The organism is Methylobacterium sp. A54F (assembly GCF_053346035.1).
Map to the genome: position 1 here is coordinate 76070 of NZ_JBKFBF010000003.1, position 16821 is coordinate 92890.

At 74.7% G+C, this 16821-nt stretch carries 14 protein-coding genes; 4 read left to right on the forward strand and 10 right to left on the reverse strand.

Features of this window, described 5'->3' with window-relative positions:
• Positions 1–14: 14 nt before the first annotated feature.
• Entirely contained in the window at positions 15–1295 is a 1281-nt protein-coding gene (locus ACLBXP_RS06620; protein ID WP_447666800.1) for a family 16 glycosylhydrolase, read from the reverse strand.
• A 145-nt stretch (positions 1296–1440) separates the two neighbouring features.
• Positions 1441–2892: a TAXI family TRAP transporter solute-binding subunit gene (locus ACLBXP_RS06625; protein ID WP_447666801.1), complete on the reverse strand. Its 1452-nt coding sequence runs from the start codon at positions 2890–2892 to the stop codon at positions 1441–1443.
• Between the two features lie 241 nt (positions 2893–3133).
• On the opposite strand from ACLBXP_RS06625, the gene ACLBXP_RS06630 reads away from it, so the two are divergent.
• Positions 3134–3355, forward strand: coding sequence for a hypothetical protein (locus ACLBXP_RS06630; RefSeq protein ID WP_447666802.1), 222 nt, complete (start codon positions 3134–3136; stop codon positions 3353–3355).
• A 51-nt stretch (positions 3356–3406) separates the two neighbouring features.
• Here ACLBXP_RS06630 and bla read toward each other — a convergent pair whose 3' ends face one another.
• The 3 genes from bla to ACLBXP_RS06645 form a co-directional block, all read right to left on the reverse strand.
• On the reverse strand, positions 3407–4315 hold the full coding sequence (gene bla / locus ACLBXP_RS06635; RefSeq protein WP_447666803.1) for a class A beta-lactamase: 909 nt from the start codon (positions 4313–4315) through the stop codon (positions 3407–3409).
• Between the two features lie 323 nt (positions 4316–4638).
• Positions 4639–5739 carry a helix-turn-helix transcriptional regulator gene (locus ACLBXP_RS06640; protein ID WP_447666804.1) on the reverse strand — a complete coding sequence of 367 codons (1101 nt, stop codon included), beginning with the start codon at positions 5737–5739 and terminating at the stop codon, positions 4639–4641.
• A 159-nt stretch (positions 5740–5898) separates the two neighbouring features.
• Positions 5899–6960 carry a GlxA family transcriptional regulator gene (locus ACLBXP_RS06645; protein ID WP_447666805.1) on the reverse strand — a complete coding sequence of 354 codons (1062 nt, stop codon included), beginning with the start codon at positions 6958–6960 and terminating at the stop codon, positions 5899–5901.
• Positions 6961–7065: 105 nt separating this feature from the next.
• Between ACLBXP_RS06645 and ACLBXP_RS06650 the strand changes: the two genes are divergently transcribed.
• Positions 7066–7779 carry a DJ-1/PfpI family protein gene (locus ACLBXP_RS06650; protein ID WP_447666806.1) on the forward strand — a complete coding sequence of 238 codons (714 nt, stop codon included), beginning with the start codon at positions 7066–7068 and terminating at the stop codon, positions 7777–7779.
• Positions 7780–8103: 324 nt separating this feature from the next.
• Here the strand turns inward: ACLBXP_RS06650 and ACLBXP_RS06655 are convergent, their stop codons facing one another.
• Entirely contained in the window at positions 8104–9012 is a 909-nt protein-coding gene (locus ACLBXP_RS06655; RefSeq protein ID WP_447666807.1) for a calcium-binding protein, read from the reverse strand.
• Between the two features lie 254 nt (positions 9013–9266).
• Positions 9267–10223, reverse strand: coding sequence for a class I SAM-dependent methyltransferase (locus tag ACLBXP_RS06660; RefSeq protein ID WP_447666808.1), 957 nt, complete (start codon positions 10221–10223; stop codon positions 9267–9269).
• A gap of 195 nt (positions 10224–10418) precedes the next feature.
• Here ACLBXP_RS06660 and ACLBXP_RS06665 point away from each other — a divergent pair, with 195 nt between their 5' ends.
• A complete protein-coding gene (locus ACLBXP_RS06665; protein ID WP_447666809.1) occupies positions 10419–13049 on the forward strand; it encodes a rhamnan synthesis F family protein in 2631 nt (876 codons plus the stop codon).
• Complete coding sequence (locus tag ACLBXP_RS06670) at positions 13049–14524, forward strand: glycosyltransferase family 2 protein (RefSeq protein WP_447666810.1); 1476 nt, start codon at positions 13049–13051, stop codon at positions 14522–14524. The genes ACLBXP_RS06665 and ACLBXP_RS06670 overlap by 1 nt, the downstream gene beginning before the upstream one ends.
• Positions 14525–14661: 137 nt before the next feature.
• On the opposite strand, the gene ACLBXP_RS06675 is transcribed toward ACLBXP_RS06670, so the two are convergent.
• The 3 genes from ACLBXP_RS06675 to ACLBXP_RS06685 all read right to left on the reverse strand — a co-directional run bounded on the left by ACLBXP_RS06675 (position 14662) and on the right by ACLBXP_RS06685 (position 16755).
• Positions 14662–14802: a hypothetical protein gene (locus ACLBXP_RS06675; protein ID WP_447666811.1), complete on the reverse strand. Its 141-nt coding sequence runs from the start codon at positions 14800–14802 to the stop codon at positions 14662–14664.
• On the reverse strand, positions 14802–15053 hold the full coding sequence (locus tag ACLBXP_RS06680) for a hypothetical protein (RefSeq protein ID WP_447666812.1): 252 nt from the start codon (positions 15051–15053) through the stop codon (positions 14802–14804). Before ACLBXP_RS06680 ends, ACLBXP_RS06675 begins: the two co-directional genes overlap by 1 nt.
• A gap of 235 nt (positions 15054–15288) precedes the next feature.
• Positions 15289–16755: a DUF2252 domain-containing protein gene (locus ACLBXP_RS06685; protein WP_447666813.1), complete on the reverse strand. Its 1467-nt coding sequence runs from the start codon at positions 16753–16755 to the stop codon at positions 15289–15291.
• Between the last annotated feature and the right edge of the window lie 66 nt (positions 16756–16821).

A 16821-nucleotide genomic window follows, 5' to 3' on the forward strand; every position in this document is an offset into this window, starting at 1 on the left:
AGGGGCGGGGCGCCTCACCCCATCGCCGCCGGTGCGGCGAGGGTGAAGGCGGGGCCCTCCAGGGTCCAGCCGGGGCCGGCGGCGCCGCCCTCCAGGTGGGCGGCCTCGGCCTCGCTGGAGGCGAAGTAGTGCCGGCCCGTCTGCGTGTTGACGAAGCGCTCCACGGTCACCGCGGCGGCGCCCGCCGCAGCCGGGTCCGCGAAGGCCTGGAAGGCGACGCCCTCGAAGGCGTAGTCCGGCAGCGTGCCGAGGATGTAGTCCCGCTCGGCCGCGCTCTGGGTGTAGAAGCGGTCGCCCGTGCGGGTGTCGAGGAAGCGGAACACGTCCTGCGTGCCGGCCCCCGGCTCCGGGGCCGCCCAGGCGACGCCCTGCTCCGCGTAGCCCGGGTAGAGCTGCGCCACGGCGTCCCGCTCCTCGGGGTTCGCCGTGAAGAAGTGCTGGCCCGTTCCCGCGTCGTAGAGGTGGTAGACCGGGTCGAAGCCGGGCGCGTCGCCCGTCACCGCCCGGTAGGCGCGCAGGTAGTCGATGCGCATCTCGGCCGGGAACGGCGTCGTGGCGTCCGGGCTCCCCGGCCAGGTGCCGCCGACCGCGAGGTTCGCGATCATGTACATCGGCCCGTCGAGGTCGGCCGGCGTCGCGGTGCGGTAGACCTCCCGGCCGTCGAAGTACCAGGTGAGGCTGTCGGGCTGCCAGTCGACCCCGTAGGTGTGGAAGCCGTCGCTCGTGTCGCCGACCTGCGTGATGCCCTGGCTCTGGTAGCGGCCGTCCGGGAAGGCGACCGCCCCGGAGGCCTCGCTGTGGACCGTGGTGTAGAGCGTGCCCGGCGCGTCGCCCAGCACCTCCATCACGTCGATCTCCGGCGGCCAGGACCCGTCGGTCGGCAGGAGCCAGAAGGCCGGCCAGATGCCCTGGCCGGCCGGCAGCTCGGCCCGCATCTCGAAGTAGCCGTAGGTTTGGCTGAAGTCGTGGAAGGTGTTGATCAGCCCCGACGTGTAGGCCTGGCCGCCGAGGCTCGCACCGAGCGCCGGATCGGCGGGCGCCGCGCGGATCGTCAGCACCCCGTCCGCAACGCTGAACGGGTTCGGCAGCCCCGCCGCGGCCGCCGCGTCGGCGCGGACGTAGAACTGCTGTTCCTGGTTGTAGGGCATCGTGCCGGTGGCGCTGGTGCTCCAGGCCCATTGCGGGCCGCCGGCCGTGTCGAGGCCCGTGCTGCCGTCCCAGAGGTCGAAGGTGTCGAACTCGGCGTCGTAGGTGAGCACGGCGGTGCGGGCGAGGTCGTTCGGGTCGATCGGCATGGGTTAGCACTCGGGGCGCCGCCGCGCTGTCGAGCGGCGGGCCCGGGATCCTGCTGATTACAACTACTGATTGAAGTTGGCCGTCCGTGGGGCGTTCCTTGCGGCAAAGTACCGAGGCGGGCGCCCGGACGGGGCGGCGGGCGCCTCAGTCCACCGCCCGGAGCCCGCGCCCGAGGCCCTGGACCAAGTCCTTGCCAGCCGCCCGCGGCTCCGGGGCCGGCCGGTCCGGCCCGGGTCGGGCGGAACCCGCCTGCGGGCTTCCCGGCTGTTCCAGGGCGCGCCGCACCGTCGAGCGGGCGGCGTCGATGGCGATGCCGGCCGCGCTCATGGTGCGGGGCTCGGCCGGGCGGTTGAGGGCGAAGCGGGCGATGTTGGCGGCGAGCGCGTCGATCTCGTCGGCCAACGCCGCGAGGCGGGCGGGGTCCGTCGTCCGCCCGGCCGCCCCGCGGATCTCCAGGAGACGCTCGGTGGCGATCTCGATGCGCTCGCGGCGCAGGCGCGACAGGCGCTGGCGCAGCCACGCGAACCCCGAGCCGAGCCCGCCGCCTAGGAAGGCCAGCAGGTAGATCCAGGTCTCGTAGCGCTCGATGAAGCTCTCCTGCTCGCGCTCGAAGTAGTCGATCGCGCCCGGGTGGATCGGCAGCCGGGCCGAGGTCGCCGCCGCGGTGGTGTCGTAGGCCGGCGCCGCGATCAGGTTGGCGGCCGGTACCGCGTCGGAGAGCGCGCTGCGCATCTCGAACAGGTTCTCGGTGACCTCCGCGGCGAGGCTGCGCGACAGGGTCTCGCGGGCCATCAGCCGGTAGGAGGCCCCCACCGTCGCGAGGTCCTCCTCGGGGATCCGCGGGTTGCCGCCGTAGAGGCCCGCCGGAATCGTCACGGCCTGGAGGCGGGGCAGCCGCGCGAGGAGGGCCGGCGGGTCCGGCACGCCGAGGAGCGTGGGCCGGCGGCCGCGGCCGGCCTCCCGCACCAGGGCGACGGCGCGGCGGGCGGCGGGCGTCGTCGGCGTGGTCACCAGGGCGACGGCATCGATGCGCCGCTCCGCGAAGGCCTTGGCGAGGTCGCCCTCCGCCACCGGCACCAGGGCGACGCTGCGGGGCGGCACCGGCCCCGCGGAGGCCTCGGTGAGGAGGCCGAAGCCCTGGTGGACGATCGCCTCGCGGATCAGCGCCCAGTCGGCGGTGCGCTCGGCCAGGATGCCGAGGCGGCGCCGGGCGAGGTCCGGGAAGGCCCGCACGGGTCCGCCCTCGGGGCCGGCGACCACGAGGGCCTGCTCGCGCAGGATCGCGAGGGTCAGCCCGTTGCCGGGCATCAGCACGTCGGGCCGGACCACGGCGAGGTCGGCCCGGCCCGCCTGCAGGGCCTCGGCGCTCTCGCGCACCCCGTCGAAGGGCAGGATTTTGAGGCGCACCGCCTTGCGCTGGCGGGCGAGCGCCTCCGCGTAGGCCCGCAGCAGGGCGGGCTCGGTGCCCCCGCTCGGCGCGACCGCCACCGTGAGGGTGGTGGCGCGGGAGAGGTAGAGGACGAGCCCGGCGGCGGCTGCGAGCAGCACCGCGACCGCGAGGAACACCACCTCCCGCCGCATCCGGAGCCCGCGCATCCCGCCCTCCCGTCGGCCCAACCGCCGACCCGCACCGCCAGGAACGCGCGGACGGGGCCTGTCCGTTCCGCTGCGCCTTCCCACGTGCGCTCCCGCTCTTGGCGACCGCGCGGGCCGCGCCTTATTTTGCACTGCAGCGAACCCGGCGGGGGCTGGTGCGTTCCTTGCCCCGTGACCGGCGGCCGGGCCGGCCGCCCGCGATCCCCACGAGACCCCGAAACCAGTCGGAGACGGACGCCCCATGCACGACGAACGCCTCGCCGCGAACGAGACGCCCGCGCACAGCACGGCCCCGGCCGCGCGCGCCGCCACCGAGCCCACCCCCGTCACGCCTGCGGCGAAGTCCGACGCCCGCGACCGCAACCGGCACTCCACCCGGATCGGCCTCGGCCTGATCGGCCTGATGGGCGCCGCCTGGGCGGCGGTGATCGCCGCCCGCTACGCCGAGCTGATGCCGAACTGAGGCCCCTCGCTGTGGTCGGCCGTCAGGCCGGCCCCCTCGCTGCGGCCGGCTTCAGGCCGGCCGCAGCCCGGCCAGGACCCGCCCCACCGCCGCGACCGTCGCGTTGCGGGCCTCCGCCGCCGCCGTGGTCTGCGTGAGGTAGATGGCGGCGAGGATCGGCGCCCCGTCGGGCGGCCGGATCAGGCCGACGTCGTTGGTGGTGCCGAACGCCCCCGAGCCCGTCTTGTCCCCGACCCGCCAGCCCGGCGGCAGCCGCGCGCGCAGGCGCGCGTCCCCGGTGCGGTTGTCGAGGAGCCAGCCCGTGAGGCGGGCGCGCCCGTCCGGCGACAGGGCGTCGCCGAGGAGCAGGCGGCGCAGGCTCGCCAGCATCGCGGCCGGCGTGGTGGTGTCGCGCGGGTCGCCGGGGGCGGCCTCGTTGAGGTCGGGCTCGATCCGGTCGAGGCGGGTCACCGGGTCGCCGAGCCCCCGCAGGTAGGCGGTGAGCCCCGCCGGCCCGCCGATGGCGTCGAGCAGCAGGTTGCCGGCGGTGTTGTCGCTCCGGGTGATGGCGGCCGCGCAGAGCGCGTCGAGCGGCATCGCGCCCTCGCCCGCGGGCAGGCCCCCCGTGCCGAGCCGCGCCTGCGTCACCGGCGAATCGGGCACGATCATCGCGGCCGTGTAGGGCACGGACCGTTCCAGGCGCTCCCGCCCGGCCTCGACGCGGGCGAGGATCGCGGCCGCGGCCAGGAGCTTGAAGGTGCTGCACAGGGGGAAGCGCTCGTCGGCCCGGTGGCCGACGACGCGGCCGGAGCCGGCATCGAGGATCGCCACCCCGAGCCGGCCGCCGCTCTCCGCCTCGATCCGGGCGAGCGCCGGTTCCAGGTCCGGTTCCGGGTCCCGGCCGGGCTCCGGCGCGGCGCGGGCCGGCGGGGCGAGGAGGCCCGCCCCGAGGGCGAGGACGAGGCGGCGTCTGTCGAGCATGGCGCTCCGGGCTCCGGTGCCCGACGAGTCGGCGCCCCCGCGATGTCGGAAGTGAGGCCGGACGATCCGACCCGCGCAGCCGAGGTGCCCCCCGGAGGCATTGGAGGAGAGTGCCAGGACCCTCTGTGCTCCCTGGAGGCCTCCTTCGAGGCTTCGCTTCGCTGCGCACCTCAGGATGAGGTCGCGGGCTGGGGGAACCCGGACGGCGGATCCCATCCACCCGCCTCATCCTGAGGTGACCCCGCAGGGGGCCTCGAAGGAGCCCTCCAGAACCCTCCGCGCTCCCTGGAGGCCTCCTTCGAGGCTTCGCGGTCGAGCGGGCCTCACGGCGGCAGGCGGTGGACGAGCTCGATCAGCGCGCTCTGGCGGTGGGTGCCGGTCTTGGCCAGCACGGCCTTCAGCTGGCCGCGGGCGGTGGCGTGGGTCACGCCCAGGGCGTCAGCGGCCTCCTGCAGGCTGGCGCCCGCCGCGAGCCGGGCGGCGAGGCGCGCCTCGGCCGGCGAGAGGCCGAAGGCGGCCCGGATGCGGTCCGGCGCCCGGGGCTCCGGCGCGGCGTCGAGGTCGGTGAGGAGCAGGACGGCGCGGGCCCCCAGGAAGGGCGAGCGGGCCTCCCCGTCCACCGCCACCGCCCGCACCACCAGGGGCCGGCGCCCGGGGCGGGGCACCACCAGGGGAGGCAGGTTCAGGGGCGTGCCGTCGATGCGGGTGCGCACCGCCCCCGTCAGGGCGTCGAGGGCCTCGGCCACCCGGCGCTCGCGGGCGACGAGGCGCCGGTTCACCACCCGCAGGGCGTCGCGCAGCAGGGCGTCGGCGGCGGCGTTGACGAGGAGCACGGTGCCGGAGGCCTGGAGCAGGATCGCGGGCTGGCGCACCGCGTCGAAGGCGCTGCCCATGGCCAGCAGGGAGGCCCGCCCCACCGCCTCCGACAGGGTCGCGACCTCGGAGAGCCGGTCCGAGAGCCCGGCGAGCACGGCCTTCTCGCCGCGCGTGAAGGCGCCCTGGCCCGCGGTGCGCTGCAGGGTCAGCACCCAGGGCGCCGCGCCCGCCCGGAAGCCGATGCCCGCGAACCACTTGTAGCCCGCGGGGGCGAGGAGGTCCGCGTAGTAGGGCTCGCGGCGCATCTCCTCCTCGGTCATCAGGTCGTCGTCGCCGACCACGATGCCGCGCGCCACCAGCTCCACCCCCCGGGCCCGCAGGTCGCGGACGTGCCAGCCCTCGCCGAAGTAGCGGCGGAACAGCGGCTCGAGGACGGCGCTGCGGGGGATGTCGGCGGTGCGGACGTCGCTCTGCAGCAGGGCGCCGCCGGCGGAGCCCGTGAGCTCGGACAGCGCGTCGAGCATCGCCGTCCAGCGGAGCGGATCGACCACCACTTCGCCGAGGCGCAGCGAGAAATCGGCCAGGGCATCGGCGCTGAAGGGCCTCACGGTCACCGCCTCGCGAAGATGAGCAATTACTGCTCAGTCTAAGCTGGGTCCGCCCGCTCGTCCAATCGAACCTGATCATCCGCCCGGACCCGCGCCAATGAAACCGGCGAAACCTGATCTTTGCCGCCTCCGAACACGGGCCGGATGCTCCGTTCGGTCTCACGGGAACGGCCGGGGCGGGGGGTCGCCCCGGGCTCGCTCCGGCCCGGCGGAGAAGCGGGCCCGGTAGGTGCCGGGGCTCACCGCGAGGTGGCGCTGGAAGAGGCGGCGCAGGGTCTCCTCCGAGCCGAGGCCGCAGCGGGCGGCGATCCGCTTCAGGGGCAGGCCGGTGTCGGTGAGGAGGCGGCGCGCCGCCTCGACGCGCATGCTCTCGGCGGCGGCCGCGGGCGTGCGCCCGGTGACGGCCCGGTAGCGGCGGGCGAAGCTGCGCAGGCTCATGCCGGCCTGCGCGGCGAGGCTCGGCACCGAGAGGTCGCCCGCGAGGTGCTCGGCCATCCAGGCGTGGAGGGCGCCGAAGCGGTCCTCGGCGCGATCCCCCGCCCGATTCCCGGCGCTCTGGAGGGCCAGGGCCGCGGAGAACTGCGCCTGCCCGCCCGGGCGCTTCAGGAAGACCACGAGGTGGCGCGCCACAGCGAGCGCCGCCGCGCGGCCGAGATCCGCCTCGATGAGCGCCAGGGCGAGGTCGATGCCGGCGGTGACGCCCGCCGAGGTCCAGACCGGCCCGTCCCGCAGGAAGATCGGGTCCGCCTCCACCCGCACGGCCGGATAGCGCGCGGCGAGGCGCGCGCAGGCATCCCAGTGCGTCGCCGCCCGGCGCCCGTCGAGGAGCCCGGCCTCCGCCAGCAGGAACGCGCCGGTGCAGACGGAGACGACCCGCTCCGCCGCCCCCGCCCGCCGCGCCACCCAGGCCCGCAGGGCGGGCCGCCGAAGGGCGTCGTGGACGCCGGCGCCCCCCGGCACCAGCAGGGTGCCGAGGGGCTCCCCCGGGTCCGGCAGCGGCGCGGTGGCGAGGCCGAGCCCCGCCGAGGCGGTCACCGTCCCGCCGGCCTCGGAGACGACCCGCAGGGCGTAGGCGGGCGCCGCCCCCGCCCGGTCCGCCAGATCGTTGGCGCTCGCGAAGGCCTGGAGGGGTCCCGCGACGTCGAGGAGCTGCACCCCCGGGAAGACCAGGATCTCGACGGCGTGCGGCGCCGTTGGCCGGAACGGTGGGGGGATTGGCATTTCGGCCGGAGGATGCGCCGCTACCCTGCGCCTGTCCATCGCCCGGGGCGGGTGCCGGATCCCCCGCCCAGGCCCCAGGCCCCCGCACGAACCTCCGGGAGATCCATGACCGACGCAACCGACATCCACGCATCCGAACCCGCCGGGGCCCCGATCGAGATCGGCTTCGTCCTGTTCCCGGACGTGCAGCAGCTCGACCTGACGGCGCCCTACGAGGTGTTCGCCTCCCTGCCCGGCACGCGGCTCCACCTCGCGGCGGCGAGCCCGGCGCCCGTGGCGAGCTCGACCGGCCTCGTGCTGGCCCCGACCACGACCTTCGCGGACTGCCCGCCCCTCGACGTGATCTGCGTCCCGGGCGGTGCCGGCACGCTCGCGCTCCTCGACGACGCGGTCGTGCTCGACTTCGTGCGCCGGCAGGCGGCCGGGGCGCGCTTCGTCACCGCCGTCTGCACCGGAGCCCTGGTCCTCGGGGCGGCGGGGCTGCTGCGGGGGCGGCGCGCCGCCACGCACTGGAACGCGCGGGACTTCCTGCCCGCCTTCGGGGCGATCCCCTCGGAGGAGCGGGTGGTGCGCGACGGCAACGTGGTCACCGGCGGCGGCGTGACCGCCGGCATCGACTTCGCGCTGACCCTCGCGGCCGAGCTCGTCGGCCCCCTGGAGGCGGAGGCGGCCGGGCTCGTCCTCGAATACGCCCCCGCCCCGCCCTACGGCTCGGGCCGCCCGGAGCTCGCCCCCCCGGCGGTGCTGGCCCGCGCCCGCGCCCGCCTCGAGCCCGGCCGCCGGGCCCGCGCCGCCCGCCTCTCCGGGCCGGCGGATTGAGCGCCCGTTCGGCCGGACGATCCCGCCCGCGGCCTCGGCGATCCCTGGAGGCCTCCTTCGAGGCTCCGCTTCGCTGCGCACCTCAGGATGAGGTCGCGGGTTGGCATGAGGGACGGTTTCTCCCATCCACCCCCTCATCCTGAGGTGCCCCCGCCAGGGGGCCTCGAAGGAGCCCTCCAGGGATCGCGCGGAACCTGGTGCCCTCCTTCGGCTGCGCCCCTCAGCCCCGTGGCCCCCACACGACGAAGCCCCGCGGCCTTGCGGCCACGGGGCCCCCTCTCCGCGCGGGGCCTCCTCCGCGCGGGATTCCGGATCGGGGATGCCTCAGGCGAAGAAGCCCGTGGTGACCGCGCCCGCCGCGATGCCCTCGAGGGTCACGGTGCCGCCGCTCGAGAGGCTGAGGACCGCGTTGCCGCTGCCGTCGCTGCCGACGACGTAGCCCTGGCCGTTCAGGACCAGGCGGTCCCCCGAGGCGGCGCTGAAGTCGGTGATCCGGTCGGCGCCGCTGGTGCGGCCGTCGATCGGGGCGTTGAACACGAACCGGTCGGCGCCGGCGCCGCCGGTCAGGATGTCGTTGCCGAGGTCGCCGTTGATGATGTCGTCGCCCGCGCCGGCGAAGACCCGGTCGTCGTCCTGGCCGCCGAAGATCGAGTCGGCCCCGGTGCCGCCGTAGATCAGGTCGTTGCCGATGTTGCCGAGCAGGATCGCGCCGTCGGGCGAGGACGCGTAGTTGATGAGGTCGGCCTCCTGGCCGCCGAACACCGTGTCGCGGCCGCCGGTGCCCACGATGGTGTCCCGGCCGCGGTTGCCGAAGATCAGGTCGTCGCCCGAGCCGCCGTCCGCGAAGTCGTCGCCGCCGGCGCCGATCAGGGTGTCGTTGCCGCCCGCGCCGAGGAGCGAGTCGTTGCCGGCGCCGCCGTCGACGACGTCGTTGCCGTTGTTGCCGTTCACCGTGTCGTTGCCGTCGTTGCCGAAGATCAGGCCGCCGCCGAGGACCGCGCCGATCAGATCGCCGAGGTTCGTGCCGTTCAGGAGCTGGAGGTCCGCGTCGACGTCGAGGAGCTGGCCGCTCGGGGCCAGCACGGCGACGTTGCCGTTGAGGTTGAGCACGCCGGGCAGGTTCGCCACCACGCCGAGGTCGAGGAGGCCGTTCTGCGTGACGCCGTTCAGGAGGGAGCCGAGGTCGAGGACGCCGAGGAGGGAGTCGGACGCGTTCGTGTTGGTCGAGGCCATGAAGTTGCACTCCTACACCACGCTGTCCCGCCGCTACGGTGGGACAACCGAGTCTGCAACCTGCAGTTGAAATTCCAGTTCCGGCCTCGGTATTCCTCCACATCGGCCCCGCAACCGCCCGGCGGACGGGCGACGGATGCTGGGGCTCTATTTAACCCTATCCATCCGCGTCTTCGAGGACCGCGGCGCTGTGCTTTGCAAGTCGAGCGCTCTATTTCGAGCGTTTTAGAGGGCCCTCGCCCGCGCGGCCCGCCTCAGGCCCCGGCGGGCGGCTTGCGGGCGGTCAGCACCGTCGCGCTGGCGATCGCGAGCTGGACCTCGTGGGGCAGGTCCCGGCAATGGGGCAGGGGGAGCTGGTCGAGGGGCGCCCGCAGGAGGTCCGAGACCCGCATCCGGCGGAAGGCCTTGCGGGACTCGGGCGGCAGGCCCTGCGCCCAGACGCCGAGCATCCACTGCAGCGCCCAGACCGGGTGCGTCGAGCCGAGGACCCGGACATCCTCCACCGTGAGCGCGTCCTCGAACAGGCGCCGGATGCCCTGGGGCGTGGCGTTGAAGTAGTGGTGCGGGTAGCCGTGGTAGGGCTGCAGGAAGGGCACGCAGCAGTAGAGCCGGCCGCCGGGCTTGAGCACGCGGGCGATCTCGGCGGCGCAGCGGAACGGGTCGCGGACGTGCTCGAGCACCGCCACCGAGATCACCGCGTCGAAGGTCCCGTCCCGGAAGGGCAGCGCCTCGCCGACCCCGAGCACGTCCGTCGAGGGATAGTCGACGATCTCGTAGTTGACGACGTTGCCGAAGTAGACGGGCCGGGAGCCCGCCCCGCAATCGAGCACCAGCCCGTCGGGGTAGCGGGCCACGAGGTCGAGCATCGGGCCGTCGTAGCCGTTCTGGGAGACCGCCGCGGTGTCGCTGATCCGGGTGGCGGCGCGCAGCTCCGGGGTCAGGAAGTCGGCCTTGTCCCCGTCCCAGCGGCAGGGCATGTCGGTGCGCAGGTGCGGGCGCAGCCGCGCCATCTTGGCGGCGCGCAGCTCCGCGATGCCGGGCCCCCGCGCCGGGAACGGCCGGCCCTCGCGCCGGCCGAACAGCTCGTAGTGCTGCCGCCCGGATTCGAACTGCCCGGCCTGCACCGCGATGTACACGTCGACGTTGTGGCCGAGGTAGCGCGCCTCGTCGAACGGCTCGCTCTCCGGCTGGTTGTCCGCCCCCTGCGCCAAAACCGACTCCTCGTGCGGCCCCGTTCCGCCGGAGGCCCCTACACCCCCGGGCCGCCGCGCGGAACCCCGCGCCGGACAGCGGCCGGACACGCGTGGGTGGCGCGCCGGACGCACTTCGTGGACAGGCGTCCGAATCCGGCCTATCACCCGCCCCCTTCCTGCTCGCGGCGCTCCCCGAGGGCATCGAGGGCCCGGATGACGACACGCAGACCGACGCGCCTCCTGCCCCGCCTCCTGCCCCGCGTCCTGCCGCGCCTGATCCGGCGTCGGAACCCGGTGCCGGGTTTCGCGCGCCAGCGCGCATTGATCGAGGCCTCCGGCCTGTTCGATCCCGCCTGGTACCGGGCCCGCTACCCGGACCTGCAGGGCGCCAAGGGCCTCAACCTTCTCGTGCATTACCTCCAGCACGGGGGCCGCGAGGGCCGCTGGCCGCACCCGCTCTTCCACGGCGACGCCTACCTCGCCGAGAACCCGGACGTGGCCCGCGGGGGCACGAACCCGCTGCTGCACTTCGTCGAGCACGGCTGGCGCGAGGGCCGCAACCCGAACCCGCTGTTCCGCACCAAGTGGTACGTGAACCGCTACCTGCAGGGCCGCGCCGGAAGCGAGAACCCGCTGCTCCACTTCCTGGCCAACCCCGGCAACCACCCGGGGCCCGACTTCGACGCGACCTGGTACGCCGCGACCTACCTCGATCCCGCCGAGGTCGCGGCAAACCCCCTCGTCCACTACTTCACGGTCGGCCGGCAGCGGCAGCACCGGCGCCAGCCCTCCCGCAGCGGCGGCGCCGGCCTGCCGCCGCCGGCGGCCGATGCGCGCATCACCTGCCTGAAGCGGGCGCCCCGCACCGGCGCCCGCACGGCCCTCCTCGTCACCCACGCGCCGGCCGGCCGCCTGAAGGGCCATGTCGGCCCCTACGCGGAGGCCCTGCGGGAGGCCGGGACGGACGTCGTCCTCATCGTCGCGGCGGACCGCCGCCGCAGCGCGGTGCCGGCCGCGATCCTCGACCTCTGCACCGCCGTCTACGTGCGGGAGAACAGCGGCTTCGACTTCGCGGCCTGGGCCCATGTCCTGTCGATCGACGAGGACCTCATGGCCTCGCGCGTCCTCTACCTCACGAACGACAGCATCATCGGCCCCCTCGACCGGGCGGCCTTCGCGGGCCTCCTCGACCGGATCGACGGGGCGGAGGAGGACCTCGTCGGGCTCACCGACAACCACTACGGCTCCTGGCACCTGCAGAGCTTCTTCATCGCCATCAAGGCGCGCTGCCTCGCCTCCTACGCGTTCAGCCGGTTCGTCCTCTCGGTGAAGGCGATGGAGGACAAGAACGACGTCATCACCGAGTACGAGACCACCTTCAGCGTGCGGATGCAGGCGAGCGGCTTCACGGCCGCCGCGCTGTTCCCGATCCCCGACCTCGACAACCTGCCCGACAACCGCACGATCTACGCCTGGGACGACCTGCTGGCGCAGGGCTTCCCGTTCATCAAGGCCTCCCTGGTCCTCGGGGAGCACCGGGACAAGGGCGGCGCGGCGGTGCTGTCGGCCCTGGAGGGCCGCGGCTTCGATCTTCACCGGCTGGAGCCGACCTACGCGCACGCCGGCGCCGATGCGGGCACCCTGGCCTGGGCCGATCTCGAGGCGCCGCGCCGGCCGGGCCCGCCCCGCCTCGCCTTCGTGGCGCCGCTCACCTACGCCAACGGCCTCGGGGTCGCGGCGCGCGGCTACCTGCGGGCCCTCCACCGGACGCCCTGGCGCGTCGGCGTCCACCCGGTCACGCGGCCCTTCCACGTCCACGGCCGGGTGGCGCCGGCCTGGCAGGCGCCGGCCTTCACGGGCGCGCCCGACGCGGTCGTGGTCCACCTCAACGGCGGGAGCTGGGAGGAGCTGCTGAACGACGACCAGCGGGCGCTGATCGCCGCGGCCCGGCGGCGGATCGGCCTCCTCGTCTGGGAGACCTCGCACGTCCCGGACGGGTGGCTGAAGACCCTCGACGGCCTGGACGCCATCTGGACGCCGAGCGCGTTCTGCGCCGAGATCTTCCGCGCGGTGACCGACATCCCGGTCTCGGTCGTGCCCCACGTGGTGGAGAACGAGGCCCCCGGGCCGGCGGATCCGGGCCTCGCCGGGCGGGTGCGCGCGACCTTCGGCCTCGATCCCGCGCGCCGGATCGTCCTCTACGCCTTCGACGGATCGAGCTTCCTGGCGCGCAAGAACCCGGAGGCGCTGGTGCGCGCCTTCGCGGCCTCCGGCCTCGCGGGCGCCGGCTGGCAGCTCGTCCTCAAGACCAAGCACCTGTCGGAATCGGGCGAGGCGGGCCGGGAGCTCGCCGCCCTCGCCGCGGCGGCGGAGCATGTCGTCCTGATCGACCGGCCGATGGCGCGGCTGGAGCTCGACGGCCTCTTCCGGATGGCGGACATCTACGCCTCGCCGCACGCCTCGGAGGGCTTCGGCCTGACCATCGCGGAGGCGATGGAGCTCGGCAAGGCGGTCGTCGCCACGGATTTCGGCGGGAGCCGCGACTTCCTCGACGCGAGCTGCGGCTTCCCCGTCCGGGCCGAGGTCGCCGCCCTCGCGCAGTCGCACGGGCCCTACCTGCGCGGCTCCCTGTGGGGCCGGGTCGACGAGGCGGACCTCGCCCGGCAGCTGGCGGCGGCGGCCGCGACGGTCGCGGGCCCCGACGGCGCCCGCCTCGCCGAGGCCGCGCGGGCCCGGATCCGGGCGATGTTCTCGGCCGAGGCCGTCGCCCGGTCCATGCAGGCCGCCCTGCGGGCGCTGGAGGCCGCCCCCGGCCCGGCCGATCGTGCGGAGGATGCGGCGTGATGGCGGGACAGGATGCGCGGCGCCGGGCCTGGGGGATCGCCTGGCCCGCCGAGATCGTGCCCGTCCCGCTGGACGAAGCCCTGCGGCCCGTGCGCCCGCTGCCGGCCGGGCTCCTCGAATCCCGCAGCCACGTGCTCTTCGTCGCCCCCGCGCGGTGCCGGGTCCACCCGGACGTCGCGGCGCTCGTCCGGCCGGTCCTGAGCCAGCGCCCGGATGCCGGGATCTTCTACGCCGACGACGCGGTGACGGGGCGGGGCGAGGCCGCGCCCGAGCCCTTCTGCAAGCCGGACCTGAACCCGGCGCTGCTCCTGTCCTCGGACTACGTCGCCTTCCCGCTCGTGATCCGCACGACGGCCCTGCGGCGCCTGCGGCCGGACGGGCTCCAGGCCTCCGAGGAGGCCGGCTGGTTCCGCCTCTGCCTCGACGCGCTGGCGGACGGGATCGGCCTCGCGCGCATCCCCCACACCCTCACGGCCGCCCCGGCGCCGCGCCCCCGGGTCTCCCCGGCGGCCCGCGGCCCCGCCCTCGATGCCTGGCTGCGCGCCAACGACCCGTCCCTCCGGCACAGGCCGGGGCGCACCCGGGACAGCGTCGAGCTCTACCGCCCGCTGGCCGATCCGCCGCCGGTGACGCTGGTGATCCCGACGCGCCAGAGCGCGCCGGCCGCCGGCGAGCCTCCGCACATCGTCCGGTTCCTCGACAGCCTGGCCGCCAGCACCTACCCGCCCGGGCGCATCCGCGTCCTCGTCGGCGACGACCTGGCCGACGACGCCGCCTACGCGGGCCGGCGCGACCCCTTCGCGCTGGCCCGCGTCCACACCCCCCTGCCGCCCGGCGAGCGGTTCAACTACGCCGCCAAGATGAACCGCCTCTGGCGGCTCGCCGAGACCGAGCACCTGATCCTGATGAACGACGACATCGTCGTGCGGGCCCCCGGCTGGATCGAGGCCCTGCTCACCTTCGCGACGGACCCGGAGGTCGGCGGGGTCGGGGCCCGCCTGCTCTACCCGGACGGGCGCATCCAGCACGCGGGCATGTTCGGGGGCATCTACGGCGTCTGCGCCCACCCCTGGTACCTGCAGGCGGCCGACGCGCCGACCTACGACGACTGGGCCCTGAAGCAGCGCGACTGCTCGGCGGTGACGGGGGCGGTGTTCGCCACGCGCCGGTCGGTCCTGGAGGCGGCCAACGGCTTCGACGAGGGCTTCAGCCTGGACTTCAACGACGTGGACCTGTGCTTCCGGCTGCGGATGCTGGGCTACCGCATCGTCTACACGCCGTATGCCGAGATGATCCACCACGAGAAGGCCTCGCGCCACGCCCACGTCGCGCCTGGCGACCAGGTGCTCGCCTTCCTGCGGCGCTGGGACGACGTGCTGACCGAGGACCCGAGCTTCAGCCCCCAGCTCCGGGACGACACCGACGCGGTGATGCCGAGGCCCGGGGTCGCGGCCTGGGCGGTGCCCGGCGCCTGAGAGCCTGTTTGATTCATGACAGCAAAGGGTTGTCGGACCGGTGGCCGTTGTCCAGCCCATCCCCCTCATCCTGAGGTGCCGCGTTGGAACAACGCCTCAAACAGGCTCTGAGGCCCCTGACCGGGGCCTGGCGCCCCCTACAGGACGGGCTCGACCCAGCGCAGCACCGCGGCGAGGCGCTCCGCCTGCGCGCGGGTGAGGCCGGAGCAGAGGGCGTGTCCGTTCTGGTAGACCGCGAAGGTGCCGTCGGTCCCCACCCGGACCTTGATCGAGGCCATCAGGCGCCCCGGGCCGAGAGGTGCGCGAGCGCGGTCAGGCCGCGCTCGGTGATCTGCCAGACGGCGAAGATCTCGCCGGCATTCCGGTCGGTCTGCTGGCCGACCAGGCGTACATCCCCCCGGCTCTCGAGGGCGACGAGCCGGCTGTGGTCCCCGGGCCAAGAACTGTCCGGCCGCTGCCGCACCGAAACCTGCCGATCGACCGCATCCGCGGCCTTCTGGAGCAGGCGTCGCTCGTGATTGACCCGCATCATGCCTCCGGCCCAAGGTTCATCGGACGAACTACTTAGGTAGAGACTGGCCCATATGGCCAAGCTTGGCAACCGCCCGGCCGTCCGGATCGCGTCTGAGGTGGTGACAATCGCGGCGCGGGGCGTCGGCCCCCTAGAGCGTGCTGCTTTTTCCACGGACACAGCAGCACGCTCTATCTCTTTATGGTCGCACGATGATTTCGGAAAACCGGATTCCACTTTTCCGCATCGTGCTCTAGAGCTGCGGATCCTCCGCGGCCGCGAGCCGGCCCGCCCCGATGGCCTCCACGAAGGCCGCGTGGTCCGCCGCGTTCCGGTCCGCGTAGGCCTGCGCCCAGGCCGCCAGCGCCTCGCCGAGGCTGGTGCTGTGCTCGCCCCCGCAATAGCCGGCGATGGCCGCCGCGTCGCCCGTGCGGGCGTGCGCCCGCGCGAGCAGCGCGCCGTAGGCGAAGGAGAAGAACTGCAGGGGCCGGCCCGTCATGCAGCTCGACGGGATGTCGCCCTTCATGTTCTTCATCTGCCGCACGTAGTAGGGGCGCTCCGCGATCGTGGTCCAGCCGAGGAGGGGATCGCCCACGCCCTGCAGGAGGCGCTGGCCGTAGATGACCCGCTCGCCCTCGTGGGCGCTGTAGGGGTGCGGCATGCCCGGCAGGTACGGGGCGAGGGCGGGGGTCACCGCTTCCTTGACCTGGAGGAAGAGGGCGTCCTGGTCGGAGTTGCCGCAGAGCAGGGCGAGGTAGGCGCGCGTGCCGACGCTGCCCACGCCGACGACGCGGTGGGCGACGTCGACGACGTGGTAGCGGCTCAGCATGAAGCGCCGCTCCCGCGGCAGGGTCTCGGCGTAGCGCTCGAGGCCGGAGATCACCGCCTCGCGCAGGTCGTCGTCGACCCGGGTGAGGATCGGCGGCTGCTCCTGGAAGCGCCAGCCGCCGTCGACCCGGCGCTCGCAGACCTGATCGAGCAGGCTCCGGTTGTTGCGCCGCCGCGCCTTCTCGACGGCCTTGCGGACGATCGCCTGGGAGGCGGGATCGATCTTCATGGCCTCGAAGTCGAGCTCGTGCGCCCGGGTCGCTCGGTTCCACACGTCGAGGGAGCCGCACGGCGCCAGGTCCGCGACGGTGCGCTGGTAGCCGCTCACGGCCGCGAGGACCGCCCGGTGCTGCTCGCCCGGCCCGTTCCCCTCCTCGCGCGCGGCCACCACGATGCTGGCGACGAGGCGCTTGAGGTCCCATTCCCAGGGGCCGATCGTGACCTCGTCGAAGTCGTTCAGGTCGAGCACCACGTCCTGCTGGGGCGTGCCGAACAGGCCGAAATTCGCCACGTGCGCGTCGCCGTCGATGACGACCTCGATGCCGGTGGTGGGCACCTGGGCGAGGTCCCAGGCCATGACGTGGGCGGCGCCGCGCAGGAAGGCGAAGGGGGAGCGCGCCATCCGCGCGACGCGCAAGGGGACGAGGTGCTCCTGGCGCCCCGCATGCGCGCCCTCGATCAGCGTGACCGGGTCCGGCCGCCCGTCGGTCGCGGGCGGCTCGGCGAGGCGCGCGTGGGGGACGGCCTCGCGCAGGGCCTTGCCGGCGGCGCGCCGCTTGTCCCAGGGCTCGCCGGACTCCCGGAGGCTGATGTGCGGGAAATCCGCGAGGGGTTCGAGCACGACCTCGGCGATGTCGGCCGGGGCCTCGGGCTGGTGATCCGGGTGGTCCAAGTGGGGTGATCCTCGACGCGGCTGGCCTGATCGCTGCGGACGACGCGAAATCCGCGCCCGAGCGGC

What these genes read in the sequence shown, in the direction of transcription:
- ACLBXP_RS06620 (WP_447666800.1), bottom strand. Translation starts at nt 1,295, where the DNA reads ATGCCGATCGACCCGAACGACCTCGCCCGCACCGCCGTGCTCACCTAC.
- ACLBXP_RS06625 (WP_447666801.1), bottom strand. Translation starts at nt 2,892, where the DNA reads ATGCGCGGGCTCCGGATGCGGCGGGAGGTGGTGTTCCTCGCGGTCGCG.
- ACLBXP_RS06630 (WP_447666802.1), top strand. Translation starts at nt 3,134, where the DNA reads ATGCACGACGAACGCCTCGCCGCGAACGAGACGCCCGCGCACAGCACG.
- bla (WP_447666803.1), bottom strand. Translation starts at nt 4,315, where the DNA reads ATGCTCGACAGACGCCGCCTCGTCCTCGCCCTCGGGGCGGGCCTCCTC.
- ACLBXP_RS06645 (WP_447666805.1), bottom strand. Translation starts at nt 6,960, where the DNA reads ATGCCAATCCCCCCACCGTTCCGGCCAACGGCGCCGCACGCCGTCGAG.
- ACLBXP_RS06650 (WP_447666806.1), top strand. Translation starts at nt 7,066, where the DNA reads ATGACCGACGCAACCGACATCCACGCATCCGAACCCGCCGGGGCCCCG.
- ACLBXP_RS06655 (WP_447666807.1), bottom strand. Translation starts at nt 9,012, where the DNA reads ATGGCCTCGACCAACACGAACGCGTCCGACTCCCTCCTCGGCGTCCTC.
- ACLBXP_RS06665 (WP_447666809.1), top strand. Translation starts at nt 10,419, where the DNA reads ATGACGACACGCAGACCGACGCGCCTCCTGCCCCGCCTCCTGCCCCGC.
- ACLBXP_RS06670 (WP_447666810.1), top strand. Translation starts at nt 13,049, where the DNA reads ATGGCGGGACAGGATGCGCGGCGCCGGGCCTGGGGGATCGCCTGGCCC.
- ACLBXP_RS06675 (WP_447666811.1), bottom strand. Translation starts at nt 14,802, where the DNA reads ATGGCCTCGATCAAGGTCCGGGTGGGGACCGACGGCACCTTCGCGGTC.
- ACLBXP_RS06680 (WP_447666812.1), bottom strand. Translation starts at nt 15,053, where the DNA reads ATGCGGGTCAATCACGAGCGACGCCTGCTCCAGAAGGCCGCGGATGCG.